At 54.7% G+C, this 25,650-nt stretch carries 25 protein-coding genes; 10 read left to right on the top strand and 15 right to left on the bottom strand.

Features of this window, described 5'->3' with window-relative positions:
- Positions 1-72: 72 nt before the first annotated feature.
- The 5 genes from artM to QQZ17_RS21780 form a co-directional block, all read right to left on the bottom strand.
- Positions 73-741: an arginine ABC transporter permease ArtM gene (gene artM / locus QQZ17_RS21800; RefSeq protein ID WP_152405297.1), complete on the bottom strand. Its 669-nt coding sequence runs from the start codon at positions 739-741 to the stop codon at positions 73-75.
- On the bottom strand, positions 741-1,457 hold the full coding sequence (artQ, locus tag QQZ17_RS21795) for an arginine ABC transporter permease ArtQ (RefSeq protein ID WP_046477814.1): 717 nt from the start codon (positions 1,455-1,457) through the stop codon (positions 741-743). Before artQ ends, artM begins: the two co-directional genes overlap by 1 nt.
- Before the next feature lie 6 nt (positions 1,458-1,463).
- A complete protein-coding gene (gene artI, locus QQZ17_RS21790; RefSeq protein WP_152405296.1) occupies positions 1,464-2,195 on the bottom strand; it encodes an arginine ABC transporter substrate-binding protein ArtI in 732 nt (243 codons plus the stop codon).
- A 16-nt stretch (positions 2,196-2,211) separates the two neighbouring features.
- A complete protein-coding gene (artP, locus tag QQZ17_RS21785; RefSeq protein ID WP_152405295.1) occupies positions 2,212-2,940 on the bottom strand; it encodes an arginine ABC transporter ATP-binding protein ArtP in 729 nt (242 codons plus the stop codon).
- Between the two features lie 229 nt (positions 2,941-3,169).
- Entirely contained in the window at positions 3,170-3,685 is a 516-nt protein-coding gene (locus tag QQZ17_RS21780; protein WP_042320313.1) for a lipoprotein, read from the bottom strand.
- A gap of 128 nt (positions 3,686-3,813) precedes the next feature.
- Between QQZ17_RS21780 and QQZ17_RS21775 the strand changes: the two genes are divergently transcribed.
- Together QQZ17_RS21775 and QQZ17_RS21770 are read left to right on the top strand one after the other, a co-directional pair.
- Entirely contained in the window at positions 3,814-4,137 is a 324-nt protein-coding gene (locus QQZ17_RS21775) for a heavy metal-binding domain-containing protein (RefSeq protein WP_042320310.1), read from the top strand.
- A complete protein-coding gene (locus tag QQZ17_RS21770) occupies positions 4,134-4,964 on the top strand; it encodes an N-acetylmuramoyl-L-alanine amidase (RefSeq protein WP_152405294.1) in 831 nt (276 codons plus the stop codon). The genes QQZ17_RS21775 and QQZ17_RS21770 overlap by 4 nt, the downstream gene beginning before the upstream one ends.
- Here QQZ17_RS21770 and QQZ17_RS21765 read toward each other — a convergent pair.
- The 4 genes from QQZ17_RS21765 to poxB all read right to left on the bottom strand — a co-directional run bounded on the left by QQZ17_RS21765 (position 4,961) and on the right by poxB (position 10,272).
- Entirely contained in the window at positions 4,961-5,974 is a 1,014-nt protein-coding gene (locus tag QQZ17_RS21765) for an NAD-dependent epimerase/dehydratase family protein (protein ID WP_152405293.1), read from the bottom strand. The genes QQZ17_RS21770 and QQZ17_RS21765 overlap by 4 nt on opposite strands.
- A 92-nt stretch (positions 5,975-6,066) precedes the next feature.
- Complete coding sequence (locus QQZ17_RS21760; RefSeq protein WP_152405292.1) at positions 6,067-7,503, bottom strand: SDR family oxidoreductase; 1,437 nt, start codon at positions 7,501-7,503, stop codon at positions 6,067-6,069.
- Between the two features lie 10 nt (positions 7,504-7,513).
- Positions 7,514-8,515, bottom strand: coding sequence for a low-specificity L-threonine aldolase (gene ltaE, locus QQZ17_RS21755; protein WP_152405291.1), 1,002 nt, complete (start codon positions 8,513-8,515; stop codon positions 7,514-7,516).
- A gap of 38 nt (positions 8,516-8,553) precedes the next feature.
- Positions 8,554-10,272, bottom strand: a complete 1,719-nt coding sequence (gene poxB / locus QQZ17_RS21750; protein WP_152405290.1) for a ubiquinone-dependent pyruvate dehydrogenase — start codon at positions 10,270-10,272, stop codon at positions 8,554-8,556.
- Positions 10,273-10,425: 153 nt separating this feature from the next.
- Between poxB and QQZ17_RS21745 the strand changes: the two genes are divergently transcribed.
- A complete protein-coding gene (locus tag QQZ17_RS21745; protein ID WP_046477860.1) occupies positions 10,426-10,860 on the top strand; it encodes a DoxX family protein in 435 nt (144 codons plus the stop codon).
- Between the two features lie 90 nt (positions 10,861-10,950).
- Here the strand turns inward: QQZ17_RS21745 and hcr are convergent, their stop codons facing one another.
- The 4 genes from hcr to aqpZ form a co-directional block, all read right to left on the bottom strand.
- Positions 10,951-11,919 carry an NADH oxidoreductase gene (gene hcr, locus QQZ17_RS21740; RefSeq protein ID WP_152405289.1) on the bottom strand — a complete coding sequence of 323 codons (969 nt, stop codon included), beginning with the start codon at positions 11,917-11,919 and terminating at the stop codon, positions 10,951-10,953.
- Between the two features lie 11 nt (positions 11,920-11,930).
- On the bottom strand, positions 11,931-13,583 hold the full coding sequence (hcp, locus tag QQZ17_RS21735; RefSeq protein ID WP_061076999.1) for a hydroxylamine reductase: 1,653 nt from the start codon (positions 13,581-13,583) through the stop codon (positions 11,931-11,933).
- A 144-nt stretch (positions 13,584-13,727) separates the two neighbouring features.
- Positions 13,728-14,627, bottom strand: coding sequence for a lysine exporter LysO family protein (locus QQZ17_RS21730; protein ID WP_152405288.1), 900 nt, complete (start codon positions 14,625-14,627; stop codon positions 13,728-13,730).
- A 157-nt stretch (positions 14,628-14,784) separates the two neighbouring features.
- Positions 14,785-15,480, bottom strand: coding sequence for an aquaporin Z (gene aqpZ, locus QQZ17_RS21725; protein WP_152405287.1), 696 nt, complete (start codon positions 15,478-15,480; stop codon positions 14,785-14,787).
- 412 nt (positions 15,481-15,892) lie between these two features.
- Between aqpZ and QQZ17_RS21720 the strand changes: the two genes are divergently transcribed.
- Positions 15,893-17,551, top strand: coding sequence for an ATP-dependent endonuclease (locus QQZ17_RS21720; protein ID WP_152405286.1), 1,659 nt, complete (start codon positions 15,893-15,895; stop codon positions 17,549-17,551).
- Here QQZ17_RS21720 and QQZ17_RS21715 read toward each other — a convergent pair.
- A complete protein-coding gene (locus QQZ17_RS21715; RefSeq protein WP_152405285.1) occupies positions 17,548-18,498 on the bottom strand; it encodes a VirK/YbjX family protein in 951 nt (316 codons plus the stop codon). The genes QQZ17_RS21720 and QQZ17_RS21715 overlap by 4 nt on opposite strands.
- A gap of 145 nt (positions 18,499-18,643) precedes the next feature.
- Here QQZ17_RS21715 and macA point away from each other — a divergent pair, with 145 nt between their 5' ends.
- On the top strand, positions 18,644-19,762 hold the full coding sequence (gene macA / locus QQZ17_RS21710; RefSeq protein ID WP_152405284.1) for a macrolide transporter subunit MacA: 1,119 nt from the start codon (positions 18,644-18,646) through the stop codon (positions 19,760-19,762).
- Positions 19,759-21,705, top strand: coding sequence for a macrolide ABC transporter ATP-binding protein/permease MacB (gene macB / locus QQZ17_RS21705; protein WP_152405283.1), 1,947 nt, complete (start codon positions 19,759-19,761; stop codon positions 21,703-21,705). Before macA ends, macB begins: the two co-directional genes overlap by 4 nt.
- Positions 21,706-21,780: 75 nt before the next feature.
- Here the strand turns inward: macB and cspD are convergent, their stop codons facing one another.
- Positions 21,781-22,002 (bottom strand): cold shock-like protein CspD, encoded by a 222-nt coding sequence (gene cspD / locus QQZ17_RS21700; protein WP_042284847.1) that lies wholly within the window; start codon positions 22,000-22,002, stop codon positions 21,781-21,783.
- 150 nt (positions 22,003-22,152) lie between these two features.
- Between cspD and QQZ17_RS21695 the strand changes: the two genes are divergently transcribed.
- From QQZ17_RS21695 to QQZ17_RS21680, 4 genes are all read left to right on the top strand, one after another.
- The gene (locus QQZ17_RS21695) at positions 22,153-22,227 is read left to right on the top strand and encodes a hypothetical protein (RefSeq protein ID WP_212807582.1); all 75 of its coding nucleotides are present in this window, start codon (positions 22,153-22,155) and stop codon (positions 22,225-22,227) included.
- Positions 22,228-22,325: 98 nt separating this feature from the next.
- Positions 22,326-22,646, top strand: coding sequence for an ATP-dependent Clp protease adapter ClpS (clpS, locus tag QQZ17_RS21690; RefSeq protein WP_042320277.1), 321 nt, complete (start codon positions 22,326-22,328; stop codon positions 22,644-22,646).
- Between the two features lie 30 nt (positions 22,647-22,676).
- Positions 22,677-24,953: an ATP-dependent Clp protease ATP-binding subunit ClpA gene (gene clpA / locus QQZ17_RS21685; protein WP_152405282.1), complete on the top strand. Its 2,277-nt coding sequence runs from the start codon at positions 22,677-22,679 to the stop codon at positions 24,951-24,953.
- Positions 24,954-25,360: 407 nt separating this feature from the next.
- Complete coding sequence (locus tag QQZ17_RS21680) at positions 25,361-25,609, top strand: DUF4282 domain-containing protein (protein WP_152405281.1); 249 nt, start codon at positions 25,361-25,363, stop codon at positions 25,607-25,609.
- The last annotated feature ends 41 nt before the right edge of the window (positions 25,610-25,650 follow it).

Raw genomic sequence — 25,650 nt, 5'->3', positions numbered from 1 at the left:
TTAAAAATAAAAAAAGACGGACAGGTTATAAACTTGTCCGTCTTTTGAATTGTGTTTTATGCAATATAATGCTTAGTTGCGGCGTTCGAAAGCCAGCGCTTTGCGCTCGATAAGACGCATCATTAACGTCAACAGGCCGTTGACTACCAGGTAGATGACGCCCGCTGCGCCGAACACCATCACATCGTAGGTGCGACCATACAGCAGCTGACCGTATCCCATCACTTCCATCAGGGTAATGGTATAAGCCAGAGAGGTACTCTTGAACACCAGCACCACTTCGTTGGAATACGAGGAGAGGGCGCGTTTAAAGGCATATGGCAACAGGATCGCCAGCGTGTCTTTCTTGCTCATCCCCAGCGCGCCGCAGGACTGCCACTGGCCTTCCGGAATTGCGCGGATCGCGCCGTAGAACAGCTGCGTGGTATAGGCTGCACTATTGAGCGACAGCGCAATCAGCGCGCACAGCCACGGCTCCGACAGCAGATGCCACAGAACCGGATACTCTTGCAGCGTCGGGAATTGCCCCGGTCCATAGTAGATCAGGAAAATCTGCACCAGCAGCGGGGTACCGGTAAACAGCGTGATATAGCCACGAACCAGCCAGACCACAACCGGCGTTTTAAGCGTCAGAACGATAGTAAAAATCAGCGCCAGAATCAGGGCGACGACAATGGACGCAACCGTCAGCGTCAGGCTGGTGTGCAGCCCTTTAAGCAGTTCAGGTAAATACTCAAGCATCAGCCCGGTCTCCGCTCAAAACGTGTCGCGCGCAGGTCAATGCGTTTGAGAATGTACTGACTCACCAGCGTAATCACCAGGTAGATCGCCGCCGCAATAATGTACCAGTTAAACGGTTCCTGAGTTCGCGTGGCAATGCTCTTGGTTTGCAGCATCAGGTCGTTGACACTGATAAGGCTCACCAGCGCAGTATCTTTCAGCAATACCAGCCACTGGTTGCCCAGCCCTGGCAGCGCGTGACGCCACATCTGCGGCATCACCAGCCGGAAGAAAATGGCGGTCTTCGACAGTCCCAGCGCCTGACCGGACTCCCACTGACCCAGCGGTACGGCTTTCAGCGCGCCGCGCAGCGTTTGTGACGCATAGGCCGCGTAGAGCAGAGAGAGGGCAATCACGCCGCACAGGAAGGGGCTGACGTCGAAGTTTTCGATCTCCATTTGTACCGGGATCTGCACCACGCCCAGGTTGACAGTAAAGCCATCAGAGAGCATCAGCAGCAGTTGAGAGGAGCCGAAATAGATAAACAGCACCACCAGAATTTCCGGCAGGCCGCGTAAAATGGTGACCAGCGCGGAACCCGTCCACGCGACAGGACGCCATTTCACTGACTCCCAGACGGCGAACAGCATCGCCAGCGCCAGGCCGAGGATCAGTGCACAAACGGCAAGGCCGACGGTCATCCCGGCGGCGCTTGCAAGTGGGAAAAATTCGTTCATCAAGGCTTACTTCTGGAACCATTTGTTATAGATGGTCTCGTAAGTCCCATCTTTCTTCACTTTTTCCAGCGCAGTGTTGAATTTCTGCTGCAGTTCCGCGTTGCCCTGGCGGACGGCGATGCCGAGGCCGGTGCCGAAGTAATCTTTATCCGTCACTTTGTCGCCAACCGGGGCCAGCTTCGGATTGTCTTTCAGCCACTCTGTGACCACCGCCGTATCACCAAATACGCCGTCAATGCGGCCGTTTTGCAGATCCAGTTTCGCATTCTGGTAGCTGTCATACGGAACCGTGGTGATTTCCGGGTGTTTATCCATGATGAATTTCTGGTGAGTGGTGCCGTTCTGCACGCCCACTTTCTTACCTTTCAACTGATCAATGCTGGCGAATTTACCCTGCTGACCAATGAACAGTGCGGAGTTGTCATAGTAAGGGGTGGTGAACAGCACCTGTTTTTCACGCTCAGGCGTGATATCCATCCCGGCCATCACCGCATCGAAACGACGGAATTTCAGGCTGGGAATCAGGCTGTCAAACGCCTGGTTGGTAAAGGTACAGGTCGCGTCGATCTCTTTACACAGCGCATTGGCCAGATCGACATCAAAGCCGACAATCTTGTTATTAGCGTCCATCGATTCAAACGGAGGATAGGACGCTTCGGTCGCAAAACGAATGGTCTGGGCTGCTGTAGCAGAAAGGCTAAAGCCTGCGATAAGCGCGGCAATCAGAACTTTTTTCATTGTGTTGTCCCGAATCTTAGTGAGAGAGATAGTTTTTAAATGCTTCGGTCTGCGGGTCGGCAAAGCAACTTGCATTACCCTGCTCGACGATATGACCGTTTTCCATATACACGACGCGACTGGCGGTTTTACGCGCCACTTCCACTTCGTGCGTTACGATCACTTGTGTAATGTTGGTTTCCGCCAGTTCACGAATGATGCTGACGATTTGCGCGGTGATTTCTGGATCCAGCGCGGCGGTGGGCTCATCAAACAGCAGCACCTGCGGCTCCATCATCAGCGCACGGGCAATGGCCACACGCTGTTGCTGACCGCCGGAAAGATGCAGCGGAAAACGATCGCTGTAAGGTTTCAGACGCAGGCGATCCAGCAATTTTTCCGCACGAGCTAACGCCTGATCTTTTGACAGGCCCAGCACGCGGCAGGGCGCTTCAATCAGGTTCTGTTGCACGGTGAGGTGCGGCCACAGATTGTATTGCTGAAAGACCATTCCGACATTCTGACGCAGTTCGCGAATCGCTTTATCTGACGGCGTTTTGCGGAAGTCGAACTGGTTTCCCGCAATGCTGAGCGTACCTGAACGCGGCATCTCTAGTAGATTGAGTACCCGCAGCAGTGAGCTTTTACCGGCCCCGCTTGGACCCAGTAACACCAGTGTTTCACCCTGCGGGCAATCCAGCGTGATATCGAACAGCGCCTGATGCGCGCCGTAGAAGCAGTTAATGCCGTTTAATTGAATACTCATTGATACTCGTATACTGGCCGTCTGATAGCTATTGAAGCCGCAGATAGTACCTTTGACAGAATAGTTATGCAATATTTATGCTTTAAAAGTTAAATATAGCGCGCATTTCCCCTTAAACATAGCACAAAATAGCGAGGGCAAAGCGCGGTAAGAACAATTGTCGGCATTCCATGCAGAATGCCAGACAATTTACGGGGGTTACGTTTTTTATCGCGGTAAAGCGGCGGGATTAACGGTTTTCTACCGACTGGCGAAGCGTACCGGCAGGGGCATGCACGCTGCCGCCCAGATAACGCACGTCATCAATGACCCAGCACTGACCTTCGCGGATCATCAGCACTTCATCCTGCCAGTTCTGATCGCCCTGTTTCAGTGCAACGCGCAGCGGAATGTTGCGTGCATCACTATTCGGTATGGTCGAGGCGCTGGCAACGCTGGCGCTGTCCGGCGGCGTTGCGCGACTGGAGAACGGATCGCTGCTCATCAGTTGACGATGCGCACTGTCCCGACTGGCATCCGACAGCAGTTTCGCCAGGTTGTCGCTCAGGTAAGGGCGCAGGGCGGTGATATCATTACTGCGGTGCTGGATACGATAGTCATAGAATTGTTGAGCCACACTGTCCGGGCCGCCATCCACACAGGCACCCGTACGCGGCCCATTGTCTTTGTAGGCTGGCGTGACGGTGGTGCAGGCGCTGAGCAGCAGCGCGCAGGGGACAAGCAGGGAGAGTTTCGAATAGCGCATAGTGATTTCCTTATAAGCTTTCTGCCATGAGTCTTCTAAGATAACAGTCATCTACGATAATCAATTATATCCTTTCAATGATAGTGTATGGCGCTGATAATGTGCTGAATGTAACCAGGAGAGACATCATGCAATTTTCGACAACCCCCACGCTTGAAGGACAGAGCATCGTGGAATACTGCGGTGTGGTCACCGGCGAAGCCATTCTGGGCGCGAACATCTTCCGGGACTTTTTTGCCGGTATTCGCGATATCGTCGGCGGTCGTTCAGGCGCTTATGAAAAAGAGTTACGTAAAGCGCGTGAGATTGCCTTTGCAGAACTGGGTGAGCAGGCGAAAGCGCTGGGTGCTGACGCGGTGGTCGGCATTGATATCGATTACGAAACGGTCGGCAAAGACAGCAGCATGCTGATGGTCAGCGTGAGCGGGACTGCGGTGAAAACCCGCCGATGAAGACATGGCTGTGGCTGGTGGCCCTGGCACTGCTGTTAACGGGGTGTACGGGTGAAAAGGGGATTGTTGACAGAGAAGGCTACCAGCTCGATACCCGTCATCAGGCGCAGGCGGCGTATCCTCGCATCAAAGTGTTAGTGATCCACTATACGGCGGACGATTTCGATGGCTCGCTGGCGACGTTGACGGATAAAAACGTCAGCTCGCATTATCTGATCCCGGCGGTGCCGCCGTTACATCGGGGTATACCGCGTATCTGGCAACTGGTACCGGAACAGGATCTGGCGTGGCATGCGGGCATCAGCTTTTGGCGCGGTGCGACGCGCATTAACGACACCTCAATTGGCATTGAACTGGAAAATCGCGGCTGGCAAAAATCGGCGGGTGGAAAGTATTTTTTCCCGTTTGAAACCGCGCAGATTCAGGCACTGATACCGCTGGCGAAAGACATTATCGCCCGTTATGACATTAAGCCGCAGAACGTGGTTGCGCATGCGGACATCGCCCCGCAGCGAAAAGACGACCCCGGCCCGCGGTTTCCCTGGCAGGCGCTGGCAGAGCAGGGTATTGGCGCCTGGCCTGATGCGCAGCGGGTCAATTTCTATCTTGCCGGACGGGCACCGAACGCCCCTGTTGAGATGGCATCACTGCTGGACCTGTTGTCGCGTTATGGTTATGAGGTGAAGCCTGAAATGACCGCACGTGAGCAGCAGCGCGTGGTGATGGCGTTCCAGATGCATTTCCGCCCGACGCTATGGAACGGCGTTGCCGATGCCGAAACGCAGGCGATTGCTGAGGCGCTGTTGGAGAAGTACGGGCAGGGCTAGCGATGCAGTTTTCCGTGGTCGCGTAGCCACGCGGCGGTTTGCACAATGCCTTCATCCAGCGTCACCCTCGGCTTATACCCCAGTTCCTCTTCGGCGCGACTGATATCCAGCGTAAAGTCGAAATTCAGCTTCGACACCCCATAGTGGGTTAACGCCGGCTCTTTGGCTGACTTATTACCAAAGTGCTCCAGGCTGCGAGCGATCATATCCAGCATCGGGTAGGGCACTGAGCGGATCCGGCAGTGGATGTTCAGTTCATCAATCAGTTTTTGCACGATACTGCGCAGGGTTCTGGGCTCACCGTTGGTGATGTTGTACACCCGACCCGAAGGCAGGGTGTCGCACAGTGTCTGACTCGCCAGCCACATAGCGTGGACAGCGTTCTCATAATAGGTCATATCAACCATCGCGCTGCCGCCATGCGGCAACAGCACGCTGCCGTAGTGGTGCATCATGTGCGCCAGACGGGGGATAAACACTTTGTCATGCGGACCAAACAGGCTTTGCGGGCGTAGCACCGTAAACCGCGTCTGCGGATTGGCCTGGGCCAGCAGGCTGATGACCTCTTCTCCGGCGGCTTTGCTGCGGGCAAACTCGTTAGCAAAACGATGCGGGCGAAAATCTTCTTTGATATCGCGATGATGGTGATAATCGAAGTAAAGCGACGGGGAGGAGATATGGATAAAGTTACGCACACCCCATGCGACGGCCCATTCGCCAAGACGGCGGGTCGCACGAACGTTTGCCAGATCAAAGGCTTCCTGGGTTCCCCAGGGGGAGGTGAAACTTGAGCAGTGCCACAGCGTATCAATGCCTGCAAGCATGACTTTCGCCTGCGAAGAGACCAGCTCGGTCAGATCCGCATGCACAAACTCCGCGCCCATTTTCTCGAGCAGTTTACCCATCGCTTCGTTGCGACCGGTCGCTCTGACGCTGATGCCTTTGTTGCGCAAAAACTCAACCGCGTTTCGTCCTAAGCCGCTGGTTGCGCCGGTAACCAGTACCTTCATATCAGTCCACTGTGTTTAATAAAACGTCGTGCGCATTCTTCCGTGAATTACGTCGGTATGCAATGGGAAACGTGAAACAATACAGTAAGTTTTTACGATTTATCTGTGATTTGTTCTGCAAGTCTGGCAATTTTTTTTGCCATCCCCCGGAAAATAAACAGGTGCGCCGGGATCATCAGCAGCCAGTAGAATAGCCCCGGCATACCATGCGGATGCCACCAGGCACGGACGTCAATCTCGCGATGGTCACCTTTATCTTCAAGGGTAAAACTTAACCGTCCCAGCCCCGGCGCCTTCATGCCAAACAGCAGCGTGAGCTGTTTTTCCGGCTCGACGATAATCACTTTCCAACTGTCTACGGCATCGCCCGGTTGAAGCAGTTCATGTTCAGGACGACCTTTTGCCAGCCGATGACCGACTAACAGATCCAGCGCCGCGCGGATCTTCCACAAGGCATTGCCGAAGAAATAGCCCTCTTTGCCGCCCAGACGGTTCACGACTCGCCACAATGCCGACAAGCTGGCGTGCGTCTTCACGGTAAATCCGGCCTGTTTGGCGAAAAAACCATATTCAGGTCGCCAGCGGGCAAACGCCTGTGCGTCATAGCCCCAGTCGCTGGAATTCACCAGTTCCTCTTCTTCCTTTAGCGTGCTGCGTACGGCGTCGTCAAAGGCGATAAGCTTCTGGGGTATCAATGCCCGTAGCTCGCTGTCATCGGCCAGCAGGTCGTGTCTGAGGCCCTGTATCAACGCTTTCGCGGTGGTCGGCGGCACCGAGGTGATGACGTTCAGGAACCAGACTGAAATCCAACTGGTCGGAAAGGGGATGGGGATAAGCCAGCGATGTTTGCCGCTCACCGCCATGAAATGTTCGAACTGCTCCTGGTAGCTGAGCACCTGCGGCCCGGCGGCTTCGAGGATCCGATGCGTCGGGGAAGGGTGCTCCAGCAGCGCCACCAGATAGTACAGCAGATTTTCCAGCGCAATGGGCGTGGTGCGCGAACGAACCCAGCGCGGCGGGGTCAGTATCGGCAGGTTGTAGACCATGTCGCGCATCACTTCAAAAGCGGCGGAACCGGCACCGACGATAATCCCGGCGCGCAGTTCCGTCATCGGCACGCCAGATTCACGCAGGGTATCGGCGGTTATCTGCCGGGCCCGCAGATGGTCGGACTGCTCGTGCTCCGGTGCCTGCAGGGAGCTAAGAAAAATCAACTGCCCGACCGGCGTTTCCCGCAGGGCGTCACGTACGTTAAGCGCGACCTGACGTTCATGGGCGATAAAATCGCCGCCTTCTCCCATACCATGCACCAGATAGTAGACGGTATCGACATTTGTCAGCAGAGAAGAAAGATGCGTCGGCCAGTTCAGGTCGACCTTATGACAGCTGACGTTGGGTAACTGTTGTTTTTCCAGTCGCTCAATGCGACGTGCCGCCGCCAGCACCTGGTGTCCTTGCTGGCTGAGCGCCTGCACCAGATGCTGACCAATGTAACCACTGGCGCCAAGAACCACTATGCGTTGCGGCACATCTCTCTCCTTAACGATTCAGGAACGTGCGCCAGTGGGCGACAACATTGGCAAGCTGTTCCCGTGAGACGTCCAGGTGGGTCACAAGACGGACAATCGGCGACGCGTTGATCAGCACGCCATGTGCCTTCATGTGCTCGCCCAGGGCCGCCGCGTTGGCTTCACCCACGCGGACAAACAGCATGTTGGTGTCGTGACGCATCACGTCCGCCCCGGCTTCCCGCAGTTGTTCTGCCAGCCAGGCCGCGTTGTCATGATCGTCCTGCAGACGGGCAACGTTATTTTTCAGGGCATACAGTCCGGCCGCCGCCAGGATACCGGCCTGACGCATGCCGCCGCCGGTCATTTTGCGCCAGCGCGTGGCGCGCTTGATATAATCGCGGCTGCCGACCAGTAACGATCCCACCGGCGTTCCCAGCCCTTTTGACAGGCAGATGGTAAAGGAGTCGCAATACTGCGCGACGTCTTTGAGTTCACACCCGTAGGCCACGACGGCATTAAAAATACGCGCGCCGTCAACGTGCAGCGCCAGACCGCGCTCACGGGTAAACTCCCACGCCTCGCGCAGATACTCACGCGGCAGCACTTTGCCGTTGTGTGTATTTTCCAGGCTCAGCAGGCGGGTACGGGCAAAATGGATGTCATCGGCCTTAATTTTTGCGGCGACTTTATCCAGCGGCAGCGTACCATCGCCCGCGGCGTCAATGGGCTGCGGTTGAATGCTGCCGAGCACTGCCGCGCCACCGGCTTCATACAGATAGTTATGCGCCCCCTGACCGGCGATATACTCTTCGCCGCGCTCGCAGTGGCTGAGTAGCGCCACGAGGTTGGCCTGGGTACCGGTGGGTAAAAATAACGCCGCTTCTTTACCAGAAAGGTCAGCGGCGTATTGCTGGAGCGCGTTAACGGTAGGGTCATCTCCGTACACGTCGTCTCCGACCGGGGCGGCCATCATTTCTTCGAGCATGGCGCGACCCGGACGGGTGACGGTATCACTGCGTAGATCTATCATTGCACATCCCTATTGTTTGAAAGGCGATGTGCATTGTTTTACCTGAGCCAGTTGGTTTTTGCCAGTTCGATAACCTCATCGCCGCGACCGCTGATGATGGCACGCAGCATGTACAGGCTGAAACCTTTGGCCTGCTCCAGTTTGATCTGCGGCGGAATGGCCAGCTCTTCTTTTGCGACAACCACATCCACCAGCACCGGACCGTCAATCGACAGGGCACGCTGCAGCGCTTCATCAACGTCGGCGGCGTTTTCCACCCGAATGCCGGTGATGCCGCACGCTTCGGCAATGCGGGCGAAGTTGGTGTCGTGCAACGCCGTGCCGTCGGTGAGATAACCGCCCGCTTTCATCTCCATCGCCACAAAGCCCAACACGCTGTTGTTAAAAACCACGATTTTAAGCGGGAGCTTCATCTGGACCACCGACAGGAAATCCCCCATCAGCATACTGAATCCGCCATCGCCGCACAGGGCGATCACCTGACGTCCCGGGGCGGTGGCCTGAGCACCCAGCGCCTGCGGCATCGCGTTAGCCATTGAGCCGTGGTTAAACGAGCCCAGCAGTCGGCGCTTGCCGTTCATTTTCAGGTAGCGGGCGGCCCACACCGTCGGCGTACCGACGTCGCAGGTAAAGATGGCGTCATCGGCGGCGAAATGGCTGATTTGTTGCGCCAGGTACTGTGGATGAATCGCCTTTTCGCTGGGTTTGGCGAGGTCATCAAGGCCCTTACGCGCATCGCGATAATCGCTCAACGCCTTATCCAGGAACTTACGCTCGGTTTTCTCCTCCACCAGCGGCAGAAGCGCCGTCAGCGTGGCTTTGATATCGCCGACCAGCGCCATGTCGACCTTGCTGTGCGCGCCGATGCTGGCAGGGTTGATATCAATCTGAATGATTTTGGCATCGATTGGATAGAACGCGCGGTAGGGGAACTGCGTACCGAGCAGCACCAGCGTGTCGGCGTTCATCATGGTATGGAAGCCGGAAGAGAAGCCGATAAGCCCGGTCATTCCCACATCATATGGGTTGTCGTATTCGACATGCTCTTTGCCGCGCAGGGCGTGAACGATGGGGGCTTTAATTTTGGCGGCGAACTCGACCAGTTCTTTATGCGCCCCCGCACAGCCGCTGCCGCACATCAGGGCGATATTGCTGGAATAACGCAGCAGTTGGGCCAGCTTTCTTAACTCTTCTTCCGCTGGCGTGACGATCGGTAACGGCGCGTGATACCAGTGGGTGCTGGCGCTTTCTGGCGCGGGTTTTAACGCCACATCGCCCGGTAAGACCACTACCGAGACGCCGCGATTGAGCACCGCTTTGCGCATGGCAATCGCCAGTACCTGAGGGATCTGCTCCGGGCTGGAAACCAGCTCGCAATAGTGGCTGCATTCGCGGAACAGTTCCTGCGGGTGCGTTTCCTGAAAATACCCGCTGCCAATTTCACTGGAAGGGATGTGGGCGGCGATAGCCAGCACCGGGACGTGGTTGCGATGACAGTCAAACAGGCCGTTGATCAGGTGCAGGTTACCGGGGCCGCAGGAGCCTGCACAAACCGCCAGTTCGCCGGTTAGCTGTGCCTCCGCACCCGCCGCGAAGGCGGCCACCTCTTCATGACGGGTCGACATCCACTCAATCGTTCCCATGCGATTAAGACTGTCGCTCAGGCCGTTCAGCGAATCGCCCGTCACGCCCCAGATACGTTTCACACCCGCCTGTTCCAGTGTTTTAGCAATAAAAGCGGCAACCGTTTGTTTCATGGTTTTCCATCTCCTTAATTGTGATACCGGTTACAAGTTTAGATGAAGATACTGATTACGCTGCGTGGCACCCCCTTATTTTCAGCAGCTTCCTTTCAGGGGGGATAACGCGTAGCGTGAAAAAAAATCAGGGCGAACCAGGAGTAAACTCAGATGCTTACAACATTGTTAAATGCAGTGAATCGGATGCTGACGCACGAGGATTTTGGCAAGTTTTTATTACGCCTGGCGGTTGGGGGATTAATGCTGTTTCACGGGCTGCATAAGCTGTTTGCCGGCATTGATGGCATCAGCGGAATGCTGATTGCCAAAGGGCTACCGGGCTTTATTGCGTACGGTGTGCTGGTGGGCGAAGTGATTGCGCCTTGCCTGATTATTCTCGGGATCCTGACGCGTCCGGCGGCGCTGGTACTGGCGTTCACCATGATTGTGGCGTGGCTGATGGTCGGGATCAATGAAACCTGGGCGCTGGATAAAACCGGGGCATGGGCGATTGAAAGCCTGGTCTATTTCTTTATCGGCGCGCTGGCGGTGGCTTTTTTAGGGGCGGGACGGTTTTCGGTTGCTGGCAATTCGGCGTGGCGGTGAGAAATTGCCGGATGGCGGCGTAAATGCCTTATCCGGCCTACCATTGTTCTCGTAGGCCGGATAAGCGCAGCGTCATGCGGCAATCTGCTGTCAGGCGAGAACCAGGTCACTCTGCGGATGGCAGGAGCAGGCCAGCACGTAGCCGTCGGCAATTTCCGCCTCTGTTAGCGTCATGGTGCTGCTCACCGTGTAATTTCCATCCACGACTTTTGTTTTACAGCATCCGCAGACACCGGCGCGGCAGACGGCAACCACCGGCACCTGGTTGCTTTCCAGCGCGTCCAGCAGCGTCGTACCGACCGGCGCGTAAAATTCTTTCGCCGGTTGTAGTTTGGTAAATTTCAGACCGCTGGTTGCTGCATCTGCCACCGGGGTGAAGAACTTCTCTTTAAAGAAGCGCGTCACGCCCAGCGCGTTCACTTCCTGCTCGACCCAATCCATATACGGTGCCGGACCACAGGTCATCACGGTACGAGACGTCAGGTCAGGAACACGTTGCAGCAGTTCCGTGGTCAGGCGACCGGCCACGAAACCGTCGGTGGCGTTATTTTCCGCCACCAGCGTGACCGGATACTGACGCCACTCCTCGGCGAAAATGACATCCTGCGGCGAACGCACGTTGAAGATAACCTGGACATCCGCATGCGGACGGTACTTTGCCAACCAGCGACGCATCGACATGATCGGCGTGACGCCACAACCGGCCGCCAGCATCAGGAACTTATCATCGGCTTTATCTTCGCAGGTGAAATCGCCCATCGCATCGGACAGCCAGATGTAGTCGCCGCGCTTCACGTCGCGGGTTAACCACTTTGAGCCCGCACCATCATCAATCCGACGAACGGTCAGCGTAATGTACTCGCTGACGCCCGGCGTTGAAGAGAGGGTGTAAGCGCGCAGCGTGTCCGCTGAATGACGCACGCTCACCAGTGCATACTGCCCGGCGCGATACGGATAATAGTCGTGGCACAGCAACGAAATTGTCCATACATCCGGCGTTTCCTGATGGATGTGGTGAACCTGCATCCGCCATGGGCACTGATTCGTTGGCATTGTCATGTCTTAACTCCTTACGCGCTCAGCAATTGCTTCATGTCTTCTTCAACGGTGGTCACAGAACGCAGACCAAATTTCTCGTTGAGTACCGCCAGCAGATCTGGCGTGAAGAAGCCTGGCGCGGTCGGACCGGTCACGATGTTTTTCACGCCCAGGGAGAGCAGGGTCAGCAGAATGACAATCGCTTTTTGTTCGAACCAGGAGAGCACCAGAGACAGCGGCAGGTCATTCACGCCGCAGCCCAGTTTTTCTGCCAGCGTCACGGCCAGAATGATGGCGGAGTAAGCGTCGTTACATTGACCGGCATCGACCAGACGTGGCAGACCTTCAATATCGCCGAACTCCAGCTTGTTGAAACGGTATTTACCGCAGGCCAGGGTCAGGATCAGGCAGTCGTCCGGTACACTGGTGGCGAAATCGGTGAAGTAGTTGCGTTCGCCGCGCGCGCCGTCGCAGCCGCCAACCAGGAAGATGTGACGCAGTTTTTCACGGCTCACCAGATCGATCAGGGTGTCCGCCGCGCCCAGCAGCGTCTGACGACCGAAACCGACGGTGATCAGATGCGGAATTTCGCTGTACGGGAAGCCCGCCATTTGCTGCGCTTGTGCGATAACCGGACCGAAGTCGTCACCTTCCAGGTGGCTCACACCTGGCCAACCAACGATGCTACGGGTCCAGATACGGTCGTCGTAACTGCCCACGGTCGGGTCGATGATGCAGTTTGAGGTCATCACGATAGGCCCCGGGAAGCGGGCAAATTCGACCTGCTGGTTCTGCCAGCCGCTGCCGTAGTTACCAATCAGATGTTTGAACTTACGCAGTTCCGGATAGCCATGCGCCGGCAGCATTTCACCGTGGGTATAGACGTTAACGCCGGTACCTTCGGTTTGTTCCAGCAGGTTGTACAGATCTTTCAGGTCGTGGCCGGAGATCAGGATGCATTTGCCTTCAGTGGCTTTGACATTGACCTGTGTTGGCGTCGGGTGACCGTATTTGGTGGTTTCACCCGCATCCAGAATGCTCATCACTTTGAAGTTCATCTGGCCGATTTCCATTGAGCACTCCAGCAGAGCGTTCATATCGGAAGGCCAGGTGCCCAGCCACGCCATAATTTTATGGTACTGCGCGTAGATGTCGTTGTCGTATTGACCGAGAACGTGTGCGTGTTCCATATAGGCCGCCGCACCTTTCAGGCCGTACAGACACAGCAGACGCAGGCCGAGGATATTCTCGCCAATGGCGGCTTTGTCTTTATTCGGGGTAAATTCGGCAGCCTGACGTTGCAGGTCGCCCAGATCGTCGCTCACCAGTTGCAGGTCAGCCATGGGGTTGTCGCAGTGCGCATTGGCGTCAACGCTCAGGCACTGGGCTTTCAGCGCTTCACGCATCGCGATAGCGTCGCGGGCATAGCCGACGATACGCGGGGAATCGAAGTTAACGTTGGTCAGCGTGGAGAAGAAAGCACGCGGCGCAAAGTTATCGACGTCATGATTAATGATGCCATATTCACGCGCTTTAGCCGCCCATGCAGATAGGCCTTGTAGGGAGGCAATCAGCAGATCTTGCAGGTCAGAGGTTTCAGCCGTTTTACCGCACATACCCTGCGCGTAAGAGCAGCCGTTTCCTGCCGGAGTACGGATGGTTTGTTCACATTGCACACAAAACATGGTCACACCTTTTAAAGTTATATTTAATATACATGTTTAAGGTTATGCCTGTGCGTAAAGGGAGAAAAGGTATTTCTGATACAATTTACAGGGAGATTGATTTAGCTCAATTTTGGCGGCAGAACCCTACCGCCAGAGAGGGAGTTAAGCGGAGAAAAAGGCCATCAAAATGGGCACCAGCAAACTGAGGATAAAGCCGTGGACAATCGCCGCCGGAACCATCTCCAGCCCACCGGTACGCTGTAACACCGGCAGGGTAAAGTCCATCGATGTGGCGCCACACAGTCCCAGCGCGGTAGAGCGACTGTGGCGCACCAGTCCCGGGATCAACATAATCGCGAGCAGTTCGCGCGCCAAATCGTTAAAGAACGCGGCGCTGCCGATCACCGGACCGTAGGATTCGGTCAGCAAAATACCCGACAGGGAGTACCAGCCAAACCCCGACGCCATCGCCAGCGCGGTTTTCATTGGCAGGTCGAGAATCAGCGCGTTGATCAGGCCGCCAATCATGGAGCTGGCGACGACCACGACCGCCACAATCATGCCACGCCGGTTCAGGACGATCTGCTTTAACGTCATACCGCTATTGCGTAACTGGATCCCGACCAACAGCAGTAACAGGATCAGCGTATATTCGCTCGCCTCTGTGGCGTGTTGCAAAATGGGCAGACCGCTCAAGCCCAGCAGAAAGCCGATCACGACCACGCCGCACAACTTCAGCGACTCAAGCGCCATCGCGATACGGGAGGGCAGTTTCTCCTGCTGGTGATGGTGACGCCAGGGTAACGTGCGTTCCAGCCACAGTAATGCGGCAATATTACACAGTAAAATAACGGTAATACTGACGGCGGAATAGTGAAATATCGCCAGCAGGTTGCTCGCCAGGTTATCTAAAAAGGCCAGGCTGATCCCCATAAAAAAGAGAATCAGATAAACCATCCAGCTTAAGAGCCGATTGATCAGTTTTAATGCCGCGGTGTGCCGAAGCACAATGAGATAACCTGCTATCAGCGGGAGCAGAATGATGAGTAGTCCTGAAAACATGAACAGCCGGGTCCTTTGAATTAGCGAGACAGCGCCATGACACTACCCAATAACGCGGGTTCAGTAAAGATGCAAAATAAAAGCCGGACAGGGACGATGCCTTATCCGGCTGAAGAGTGTTTGGTCCGGCGGGCATATGCCGTCGGACGTTTTCTCATTAATCGCGTTTTTCGAGCAGCGTACGGTAAATAAGGCCACCGAGAATACCGCCAATAATCGGCATCACCCAGAACAGCCACAGTTGTTCTAATGCCCAACCGCCCTGGAAGATGGCGACCGCGGTGCTACGCGCCGGGTTAACAGACGTATTGGTCACCGGAATACTGATCAGGTGGATCAAGGTCAATGCCAGACCGATAGCGATTGGCGCAAAGCCCGCCGGTGCATGTTTGTCAGTGGCACCGTGAATCACCAGCAGGAAACCAGCAGTCAGCACGATTTCGATAACGATCGCAGACAGCATGGAGTAACCACCCGGTGAATGCTCGCCATAACCGTTGGAGGCGAAACCGCTGGCCGTCGCATCAAAGCCGGTTTTACCGCTGGCAATCAGATACAGTACCGCTGCGGCAATAATACCGCCCACCACCTGGGCAATAATGTAGCCAATGACGTCTTTTGCCGGGAAACGACCGCCGGCCCATAAGCCTAATGTCACTGCCGGGTTAAAATGCCCGCCGGAAATATGACCAACGGCAAAAGCCATGGTTAATACGGTCAGGCCGAATGCCAGTGCGACACCCGCAAAACCAATACCTAATTCCGGAAACGCTGCTGCCAGTACGGCGCTGCCGCAGCCACCAAAAACAAGCCAGAATGTACCAAAACATTCGGCTGCTAATTTTCTAAACATATCCACCTCAATGTAAAAATAACCGCAAAAGCGTTGCGGTAATTGATATTTACTGTTCGCCTGAATGACGACAAAATAAATAGCTCGCTATTTTAAAAACGATCGTCATCCGTTCTCTAGTCAAATAAAGCCTGTTAGTTTGATTTAGGGCAATGCGGCGTCATTCCTTCCATAGATTTCTCTTAGGGGAAAGTGTAGCGCATAGTCATATGAAGGAGAATTAACGCAAACGGATTTATTTATGTCCTGCCAAACATGCCTGCTCTCTATTACGAATGAAAGAGAAAAGAATAAATCGTTCACCCTTCGTACAGTTAGCCAGCGTAATAATGTCCATATCACGTCCCGCGCCGGCTTTTGCAGTTATACTGCGAGGAGCTTAAAGGAAAAGTGAAGGTTTTCTGGAGGAAACATGATTCTCGAACGCGTTGAGATAGTGGGATTTCGCGGTATCAATCGACTGTCGTTGATGCTCGAGCAGAACAACGTCCTGATTGGTGAGAACGCCTGGGGTAAATCGAGTTTACTGGATGCGTTAACGCTGCTGCTGTCACCCGAATCAGAGTTGTATCATTTTGACCGTGACGATTTCTGGTTTCCTCCTGGCGATATGAAAGGCCGTGAACATCACCTGCATATCGTGCTGACGTTTCGTGAATCGCAACCCGGTCGCTACCGGGTTCGACGCTACCGGTCGCTGGAGGCGTGCTGGGCGCCGTGCCACGATGGCTTTCAGCGCATCTTTTATCGCCTTGAAGGCGAATGCGGAGAAGACGGCAGCGTGATGACGCTGCGCAGTTTTCTCGACGGCGACGGGCACCCGCTGGCGGTGGACGATATCAACGAACAGGCGCGACATCTGGTGCGCCTGATGCCGGTGCTGCGCTTACGCGATGCACGGTTTATGCGCCGCATCCGTAACGGTACGGTGCCGGAGGTTGACGATGTGGAAGTCACCGCCCGGCAACTGGATTTTCTCGCCCGGGAACTGGCGATGCGCCCGCAGAATCTCACCGACGGACAGATTCGCCAGGGGCTTTCGGCGATGGTGCAACTGCTGGAGCACTATTTTACCGAGCAGGGTACTTCACAGTCCCGCCACCGCTTAATGCGCCGACGCTCCGCCAACGAACAGCGAAGCTGGCGCTATCTCGATATCATCAACCGGATGATTGACAAACCTGGCGGGCGTACTCACCGGGTGATTCTGCTGGGACTGTTCTCCACGCTATTGCAGGCGAAGGGCACGGTCAGATTGCATAAAGATGCCAGGCCGTTGCTGTTGGTGGAAGACCCGGAAACGCGCCTGCATCCTATTATGCTGTCAGTGGCGTGGCAGTTGCTGAATCTGCTGCCGCTTCAGCGTATCACGACCACTAACTCGGGCGAATTACTCTCGTTGACCCCCGTGGAGCATGTCTGTCGTCTGGTGCGTGAATCTTCGCGCGTAGCGGCCTGGCGTCTGGGGCCGGGTGGTCTGAGCGCCGAGGATGGCCGACGCATTGCCTTTCACATTCGCTTTAACCGCGCCTCTTCGCTGTTTGCCCGCTGCTGGCTGCTGGTGGAAGGAGAAACAGAAACCTGGGTGATTAACGAACTGGCCCGCCAGTGCGGCCATCATTTTGACGCCGAAGGGATTAAGGTGATCGAATTTGCGCAGTCCGGTCTCAAGCCGCTGGTGAAATTCGCCCGGCGGATGGGCATTGAGTGGCATGTGCTGGTGGATGGTGATGAAGCCGGGAAAAAATATGCCGCCACGGTGCGAAGCCTGCTGAATAACGACCGGGAGGAAGAGCGAGAGCACCTGACCACGCTACCCGCGCTGGATATGGAACACTTTATGTACCGGCAAGGATTTTCCGATGTCTTTCACCGGGTGGCGCAAATCCCGGAAAACGTGCCGATGAATATGCGTAAAATCATTTCGAAGGCGATCCATCGCTCATCGAAGCCCGACTTAGCCATCGAAGTGGCGATGGAAGCCGGGCGGCGGGGTGTGGATGCGGTGCCGACGCTGCTGAGACATATGTTCTCCCGGGTGCTGTGGCTGGCGCGCGGTCGAGCGGATTAACTCTGTAACCGCTGCGGAACCTGCGTGACGACGCTGTCGAGCAGCGCATAGCGACGGCGGTATTCAGCCCGTTTTTTGCTGGCAATATCCGCCTCGCTTTTCCGTGCAATGGTCAGCGGCAGAGAGAAGTATTCCCCCTCGGTCTTTTCACCGCCCAGTGACGTCCAGAAGGCGTCGTAGTCGGCATGCATTTGCGTTTTTTTATCCATATAGCGCCAACTGCGATAAACATGTACCGCGTTGCTGACCGCCAGAATCTGCTCCGCCCCGGCGATGTGCGCAAACTGACACAGCGCTTCCATCACCATTCTTTTGGGGAACAGGCCATAACAGGCTTTGGTGGCCTGCTGGATCACATCATGCGGGACATCATTGGCCGCGCCCTGCAAGCCCCCGATAAACAGGGTGCGTTTTCCGTTTAACGTGCAGAATGTGAACGTAATTTCTGCCAGAATACGCATCCGATCGTCGCGGATCACAACGGTACTTTCCCCTTCTTTATCCAGCGAGACCAGACTGACTAAATCAAGCTGGAATGGCGTACCATCTTTAGCCTCAATTTTTGCCAGGTTGAGACCGCCCTGACTTAAATAACAGGCCAGTTGTTCGCGGCTGAACAACTGACGCAGCAGATCGTAATGGCTACAGAGCGCAGTCAGCGCGGTATCGCGCTTAATATTTACGGCCATATACGGGCGATGCAGACGGATAGGTAACCGGGGTTGCCGTGTCAGTAACGTATTCAGCTCAGGCCACTGGGTCAGATTTTCCAGCAGTTGACGGGTGGCTCTTGGCATCAGCAGCGAGCGAATTAAAAACTTACGGCGAAAGCTGGCTTTCCGCCAGAATTTACCCGGCAGTAATTGACCACGCGTCAGGCGCATAAATAATTGTAAAGGAGACGCAACGTCTGAAGTGTAAAAGGTATTATCAGTAATCTGTGACATGATCATAATCCGCAATGCGATGATTGCGAAAATTGAAACACGCTGAATCTTAACCAATCGTCAATGCCCTGAGCGCTGTCCTTTCCGCTTGCGGTTTGTTTAGATACTGTTGAATTTCAGCTGAAAACTTACCATCAGGATCGCTATGGGTATTAAGGGAAATAAAATTAAAAAGCGCTATCTGCTGCTTATATTCATTCTCATCCTGGGGGCATTTGCCCTTTGGCGGACGCTGAATGCGCCAGTGCCAAATTATCAGACGCTGATTGTGCGTCCGGGAGATCTGCAGCAAAGCGTGCTGGCAACCGGCAAACTCGACGCGCTGCGTAAAGTGGATGTGGGGGCGCAGGTGAGCGGTCAGCTCAAAACGCTGTCGGTGGCGATTGGCGACAAGGTGAAGAAAGACCAGTTGCTTGGCGTTATCGACCCTGAACAGGCACAAAACCAGATCAAAGAGGTGGAAGCGACGCTAATGGAACTGCGCGCCCAACGCCAGCAGGCCGAAGCTGAGTGGAAACTGGCGCGGGTAACGCTCTCTCGCCAGCAGCAGCTGGCAAAAACCCAGGCCGTATCGCAACAGGATCTGGACACCGCCGCGACGGAGATGACGGTGAAGCAGGCGCAAATCGGCACCATCGATGCGCAGATCAAGCGTAATCAGGCGTCTCTGGATACCGCGAAAACCAATCTCGACTACACCCGCATCGTCGCGCCGATGGCTGGAGAAGTCACGCAGATTACCACCCTACAAGGTCAGACGGTGATCGCCGCGCAGCAAGCGCCGAACATTCTGACGCTGGCGGATATGAGCACGATGCTGGTGAAAGCGCAGGTTTCTGAAGCCGATGTGATTCACCTTAAACCGGGACAAAAGGCTTGGTTTACCGTACTGGGCGATCCGCAAACCCGTTACGAAGGGACGCTGAAAGATGTGTTGCCGACGCCGGAAAAGGTCAATGATGCCATTTTCTATTACGCCCGTTTTGAAGTGCCCAATCCAAAAGGCATTCTGCGACTGGAGATGACCGCGCAGGTCCACATTCAGCTAACCGATGTAAAAAACGTTCTGACGATCCCGCTTTCCGCGTTGGGCGATCCGGTCGGGGACAATCGCTACAAGGTGACTCTGCTGCGTAACGGCGAAACCCGTGAACGTGAGGTGTCAATTGGCGCGCGCAATGACACCGACGTGGAGATTGTGAAAGGGCTGGAAGCCGGGGATGAAGTGGTGACGGGCGAGGGTAAACCGGGAGCCGTACAATGACGGCATTGCTTGAGCTGAGCAATATTCGTCGCAGTTACCCCTCCGGAGAAGAACAGGTGGAGGTGCTGAAAGGCATCACGCTACAGATCAATGCCGGCGAAATGGTGGCGATCGTGGGGGCGTCTGGCTCTGGCAAATCCACGCTGATGAATATCCTGGGGTGCCTCGATAAACCCACCAGCGGCACCTATCGGGTGGCAGGACGCGATGTATCAACGTTGGATCGTGACGCGCTGGCGCAGCTGCGCCGGGAGCATTTCGGCTTTATTTTCCAGCGCTATCATTTGCTGTCTCACCTGACGGCGGCGCAAAACGTCGAAGTCCCCGCCGTTTACGCCGGAACGGAGCGGAAACAGCGTCTGGTGCGTGCGCAGGAACTGCTCCAGCGGCTTGGCCTGGGCGATCGCGTCGATTACCAACCCTCGCAGCTTTCCGGCGGTCAGCAGCAGCGCGTCAGTATTGCCCGCGCGCTGATGAACGGCGGACAGGTGATCCTCGCCGATGAACCCACGGGCGCGCTCGACAGCCGTTCCGGTGAAGAAGTGATGGCTATCCTGCATCAGCTGCGCGATCGCGGGCACACGGTGATTATCGTCACCCACGATCCCCTGGTCGCGGCCCAGGCGGAACGGGTGATTGAAATTCATGATGGCGAAATTGTGCGTAATCCGCCCGCAAAACGTGCCGTTCAGGGACAGGGGATTCAGGAACCGACGGTGAAAACGGCGTCCGGCTGGAGTCAGTTTATCAGCGGATTCCGTGAAGCGCTTACGATGGCGTGGTTGGCGATGGCGGCCAACAAAATGCGCACGCTGCTCACGATGCTCGGGATTATTATCGGTATCGCGTCGGTGGTGTCGATTGTGGTCGTCGGTGATGCGGCGAAGCAACTGGTGCTGGCGGACATCCGCGCCATCGGGACCAACACCATTGATATCTACCCCGGCAAAGATTTTGGTGACGACGACCCGCAGTACCAGCAGGCGCTGAAATACGACGATCTCGCCGCTATCCAGAAACAGCCATGGGTAACCTCCGCCACGCCCGCCGTGTCGCAGAATCTGCGCTTGCGCTACGGCAACACCGATGTTGCCGCCAGTGCAAACGGGGTGAGCGGCGACTATTTTAACGTCTACGGCATGACCTTCAGTGAAGGAACCACCTTTAACCGCGAACAGCTTAATGGCCGCGCGCAGGTCGTGGTGCTCGACAGCAACACCCGACGTCAGTTATTCCCGCATAAGGCGAACGTGGTGGGCGAAGTGATCCTCGTGGGCAACATGCCTGCGACGGTGATTGGCGTGGCAGAAGAGAAGCAGTCGATGTTTGGCAGCAGCAAAATTCTACGCGTCTGGTTGCCCTACAGCACGATGTCCGGGCGCATTATGGGGCAGTCGTGGCTGAACTCGATCACCGTGCGGGTGAAGGAGGGCTTCGATAGTGCGCAGGCCGAACAGCAACTCACCCGACTATTGACGCTGCGTCATGGCAAAAAGGATTTCTTCACCTGGAATATGGACGGTGTCTTGAAAACCGCCGAAAAGACCACACGTACTCTTCAGTTGTTCCTGACGCTGGTGGCGGTGATTTCACTGGTGGTCGGCGGGATTGGCGTGATGAACATTATGCTGGTGTCGGTCACGGAGCGTACGCGGGAGATAGGTATCCGGATGGCAGTTGGCGCACGCGCCAGCGATGTGTTGCAGCAATTTTTGATTGAAGCGGTGCTGGTCTGCCTGGTCGGCGGCGCGCTGGGTATCAGCCTGTCGATGCTGATCGCCTTCACGCTGCAGCTGTTCCTGCCCGGTTGGGAGATTGGCTTCTCGCCGGTAGCGCTGCTGACGGCATTTTTGTGCTCTACCTTTACCGGTATTCTGTTCGGCTGGTTACCGGCGCGCAACGCGGCGCGACTGGATCCGGTCGATGCGTTGGCGCGAGAGTAACGTTGCGGGAAATAAAAATGCCAGCCGATCGGGCTGGCATTTTATCTGCGGGATGTACACAATGAGACAGAAGAGCTATGCAACAGCTTCTGCTTCGATAGGCACGATGACACTGGCGTGATTGCCTTTTGGCCCCTGGTGAACATCAAACTGGACAGACTGTCCGGCTTTTAGCGTTCTGTAACCATCCATCTGAATGGTGGAATAGTGAGCGAAAATATCTTCGCCGCCGCCTTCAGGGCAGATGAAACCAAACCCTTTGGCATTATTGAACCACTTAACAGTACCCGTTTCCATGCTTCGACATCCTTCGTAAATCTTATATAAGTAAGATGGAATGAACCGGTGGTGGAGTGGGGGTTGTTCAAAACCTCGCCAACTCTCGAAACTACAATTTAGAGAAATCAGGCGGGGCGTCAAGCATCTGACGGGGGGCAGTGGGTAAAAATGAATCAAAAATTTGAAGCAGTTAACGCTATTGGCGGGAATGTGACAGATGTCGCGGATGCCAGTGATAGATGATAGTTATCTATCAATTGAGGTAGATTGAGTGTGCACATCCGCTCTTGTCAGCGGCAGACTGTTCTGCCGGTAACCGTAACTGAAGATGACGACTGACAATGGGTAAGACGAACGACTGGCTGGATTTTGACCAGCTGGCGGCAGATAAAGTGCGTGACGCGCTTAAACCGCCATCTATGTATAAAGTGATATTAGTCAATGATGATTATACTCCGATGGAGTTTGTTATTGACGTGTTACAAAAATTCTTTTCTTATGATGTAGAACGTGCAACGCAACTGATGCTTGCGGTTCACTATCACGGTAAAGCCATTTGCGGTGTATTCACCGCAGAGGTCGCGGAGACCAAAGTGGCGATGGTGAACACGTATGCAAGGGAGAACGAGCATCCGTTGCTGTGTACGCTGGAAAAAGCCTGAATGCAGGCATAAAAATTGGGGGAGGTGCCTATGCTCAATCAAGAACTGGAACTCAGTTTAAACATGGCTTTCGCCAGAGCGCGCGAGCACCGTCATGAGTTTATGACCGTCGAGCACTTGTTACTGGCGCTGCTCAGTAACCCATCGGCCCGCGAAGCGCTGGAAGCGTGTTCCGTGGACCTCGTGGCGCTCCGTCAGGAACTCGAAGCCTTCATAGAACAAACCACACCCGTACTGCCTGCCAGCGAAGAAGAACGCGACACGCAGCCGACGCTGAGCTTTCAGCGCGTTCTGCAACGTGCGGTTTTCCACGTTCAGTCCTCCGGGCGTAGTGAAGTGACTGGCGCCAACGTGCTGGTTGCCATCTTTAGCGAACAGGAGTCTCAGGCGGCCTACCTGTTGCGTAAGCATGAGGTCAGCCGTCTTGACGTAGTCAACTTTATTTCTCACGGTACGCGCAAAGATGAGCCGAGTCAGTCATCCGATCCCGGCAGTCAGCCCAATACCGAAGAGCAAGCTGGCGGGGAGGAACGTATGGAGAACTTCACGACAAACCTTAACCAGCTTGCCCGTGTTGGCGGTATTGACCCGTTGATCGGCCGCGACAAAGAACTGGAGCGTGCCATTCAGGTGCTGTGCCGTCGGCGTAAAAATAACCCGCTGTTGGTCGGGGAATCCGGCGTCGGGAAAACGGCGATTGCCGAAGGACTGGCCTGGCGTATCGTGCAGGGCGACGTGCCGGAAGTGATGGCCGATTGCACGATTTATTCACTGGATATCGGTTCGCTGCTGGCGGGCACCAAATACCGCGGTGACTTTGAAAAACGCTTTAAAGCGCTGCTGAAACAGCTGGAGCAGGATACCAACAGTATTCTGTTTATCGACGAGATCCACACCATTATTGGTGCGGGTGCAGCATCGGGCGGCCAGGTGGATGCCGCAAACCTGATTAAACCGCTGCTTTCCGGCGGTAAGATCCGCGTGATTGGCTCCACGACCTATCAGGAGTTCAGCAATATTTTCGAGAAAGACCGTGCGTTAGCCCGTCGCTTCCAGAAAATTGATATTACTGAACCGTCGGTGGAAGAGACCGTACAGATTATCAACGGCCTGAAGCCGAAGTACGAAGCGCACCACGACGTGCGTTATACCGCGAAAGCGGTGCGTGCGGCGGTTGAGCTGGCGGTGAAATATATCAACGATCGTCATCTGCCGGATAAAGCGATTGACGTCATTGACGAAGCTGGTGCGCGTGCGCGTCTGATGCCGGTCAGCAAACGCAAGAAAACCGTTAACGTGGCGGATATCGAGTCTGTGGTCGCGCGTATTGCGCGTATTCCGGAAAAGAGCGTGTCACAAAGCGATCGCGATACGCTGAAAAACCTTGGCGACCGTCTGAAAATGCTGGTCTTTGGGCAGGATAAAGCCATTGAGGCGCTGACCGAAGCCATCAAGATGAGCCGCGCGGGTCTGGGACACGAGCATAAGCCGGTGGGTTCCTTCCTGTTTGCCGGGCCGACCGGTGTCGGGAAAACAGAGGTCACGGTACAGCTTTCCAAAGCGCTGGGAATCGAACTGCTGCGTTTTGACATGTCCGAGTATATGGAACGTCATACCGTCAGCCGCCTGATTGGTGCGCCTCCGGGATACGTGGGTTTTGATCAGGGTGGTCTGTTGACGGATGCGGTCATCAAGCATCCTCATGCGGTACTGCTGCTGGATGAAATCGAGAAAGCGCACCCGGATGTCTTTAACCTGCTGCTGCAGGTGATGGACAACGGCACGCTGACGGATAATAACGGGCGTAAAGCCGATTTCCGTAACGTGGTGCTGGTCATGACCACCAACGCCGGTGTACGCGAAACTGAGCGTAAATCGATTGGCCTGATTCATCAGGACAACAGCACTGATGCGATGAGTGAAATCAAGAAAGTATTTACGCCGGAGTTCCGTAACCGTCTCGACAATATTATCTGGTTCGAACACCTGTCTACTGAGGTGATCCATCAGGTTGTCGATAAGTTCATTGTCGAGCTGCAGGTTCAGTTGGATCAGAAAGGTGTCTCCCTGGAAGTCAGCCAGGAAGCGCGCAACTGGTTGGCTGAGAAGGGCTACGATCGGGCAATGGGCGCACGTCCAATGGCGCGTGTGATTCAGGATAACCTGAAAAAACCGCTGGCAAACGAACTGCTGTTTGGCTCGCTGGTGGACGGCGGACAGGTGACCGTGGCACTGGATAAAGAGAAAAATGAACTGACCTATGGCTTCCAGAGTGCGCAGAAGCACAAGCCGGAAGCCGCGCATTAATCTCAACGCTCTCTTAGCTGACTGACGAACCGGGCCACGTGCCCGGTTCTCTATTATCTGGACAGACAAACATCTGCCTCATAGGTCGGTTTTCTTCCCCATGGCTCCCTTATCGTTTTACCTTCAGATTATTCTACCCAGCAGAGGAAACGGTAAGATGAATATTAATAATTAGTTAATAATAAATGCCAATATTTATTTCATGAAATTATATCCCATGCTTAGCTAATATTATAATCCTGAAATCATTATCACGCTATTCACGGAAAATTCTTACCTTCAATTGTCTCGCAATAGAACGAAATAGAATAGTAGCCAGACTAATAAATCAGTATTTACATTTTGAAATAGATAATATATGTTGTTCTTGCAGTTTTCTTCAAATTTTATTTATTAAGGATAGCCAAATGAAAGTAATTCTGGGTTTCGATAGTCTGCTGACTCCTAAAATCATGGTGTTTTTATACTGGATTTTTATGGTTTTAGTGGCCGTTGTTGGCGTGATTTCTATATTTAATGGTCAAATCATTGCAGGATTATTTGGCACGGCTTTTAGTCTGGTTGGCTGTCGCGTCATGTTTGAACTTATTATGATTGCGTTTAAAAACAATGAGTATCTGCGTCTGATTGCACAGAATTCCAATAAATCAGAATAATAGCGTTTTCCTGGTATTAATCCTGGTCTGTTACAATGTGA

Source organism: Citrobacter sp. T1.2D-1 (genome assembly GCF_950098555.1).
Taxonomy (GTDB): domain Bacteria; phylum Pseudomonadota; class Gammaproteobacteria; order Enterobacterales; family Enterobacteriaceae; genus Citrobacter_A; species Citrobacter_A telavivensis.
This window is presented reverse-complemented; position numbering and strand designations above follow the sequence as displayed.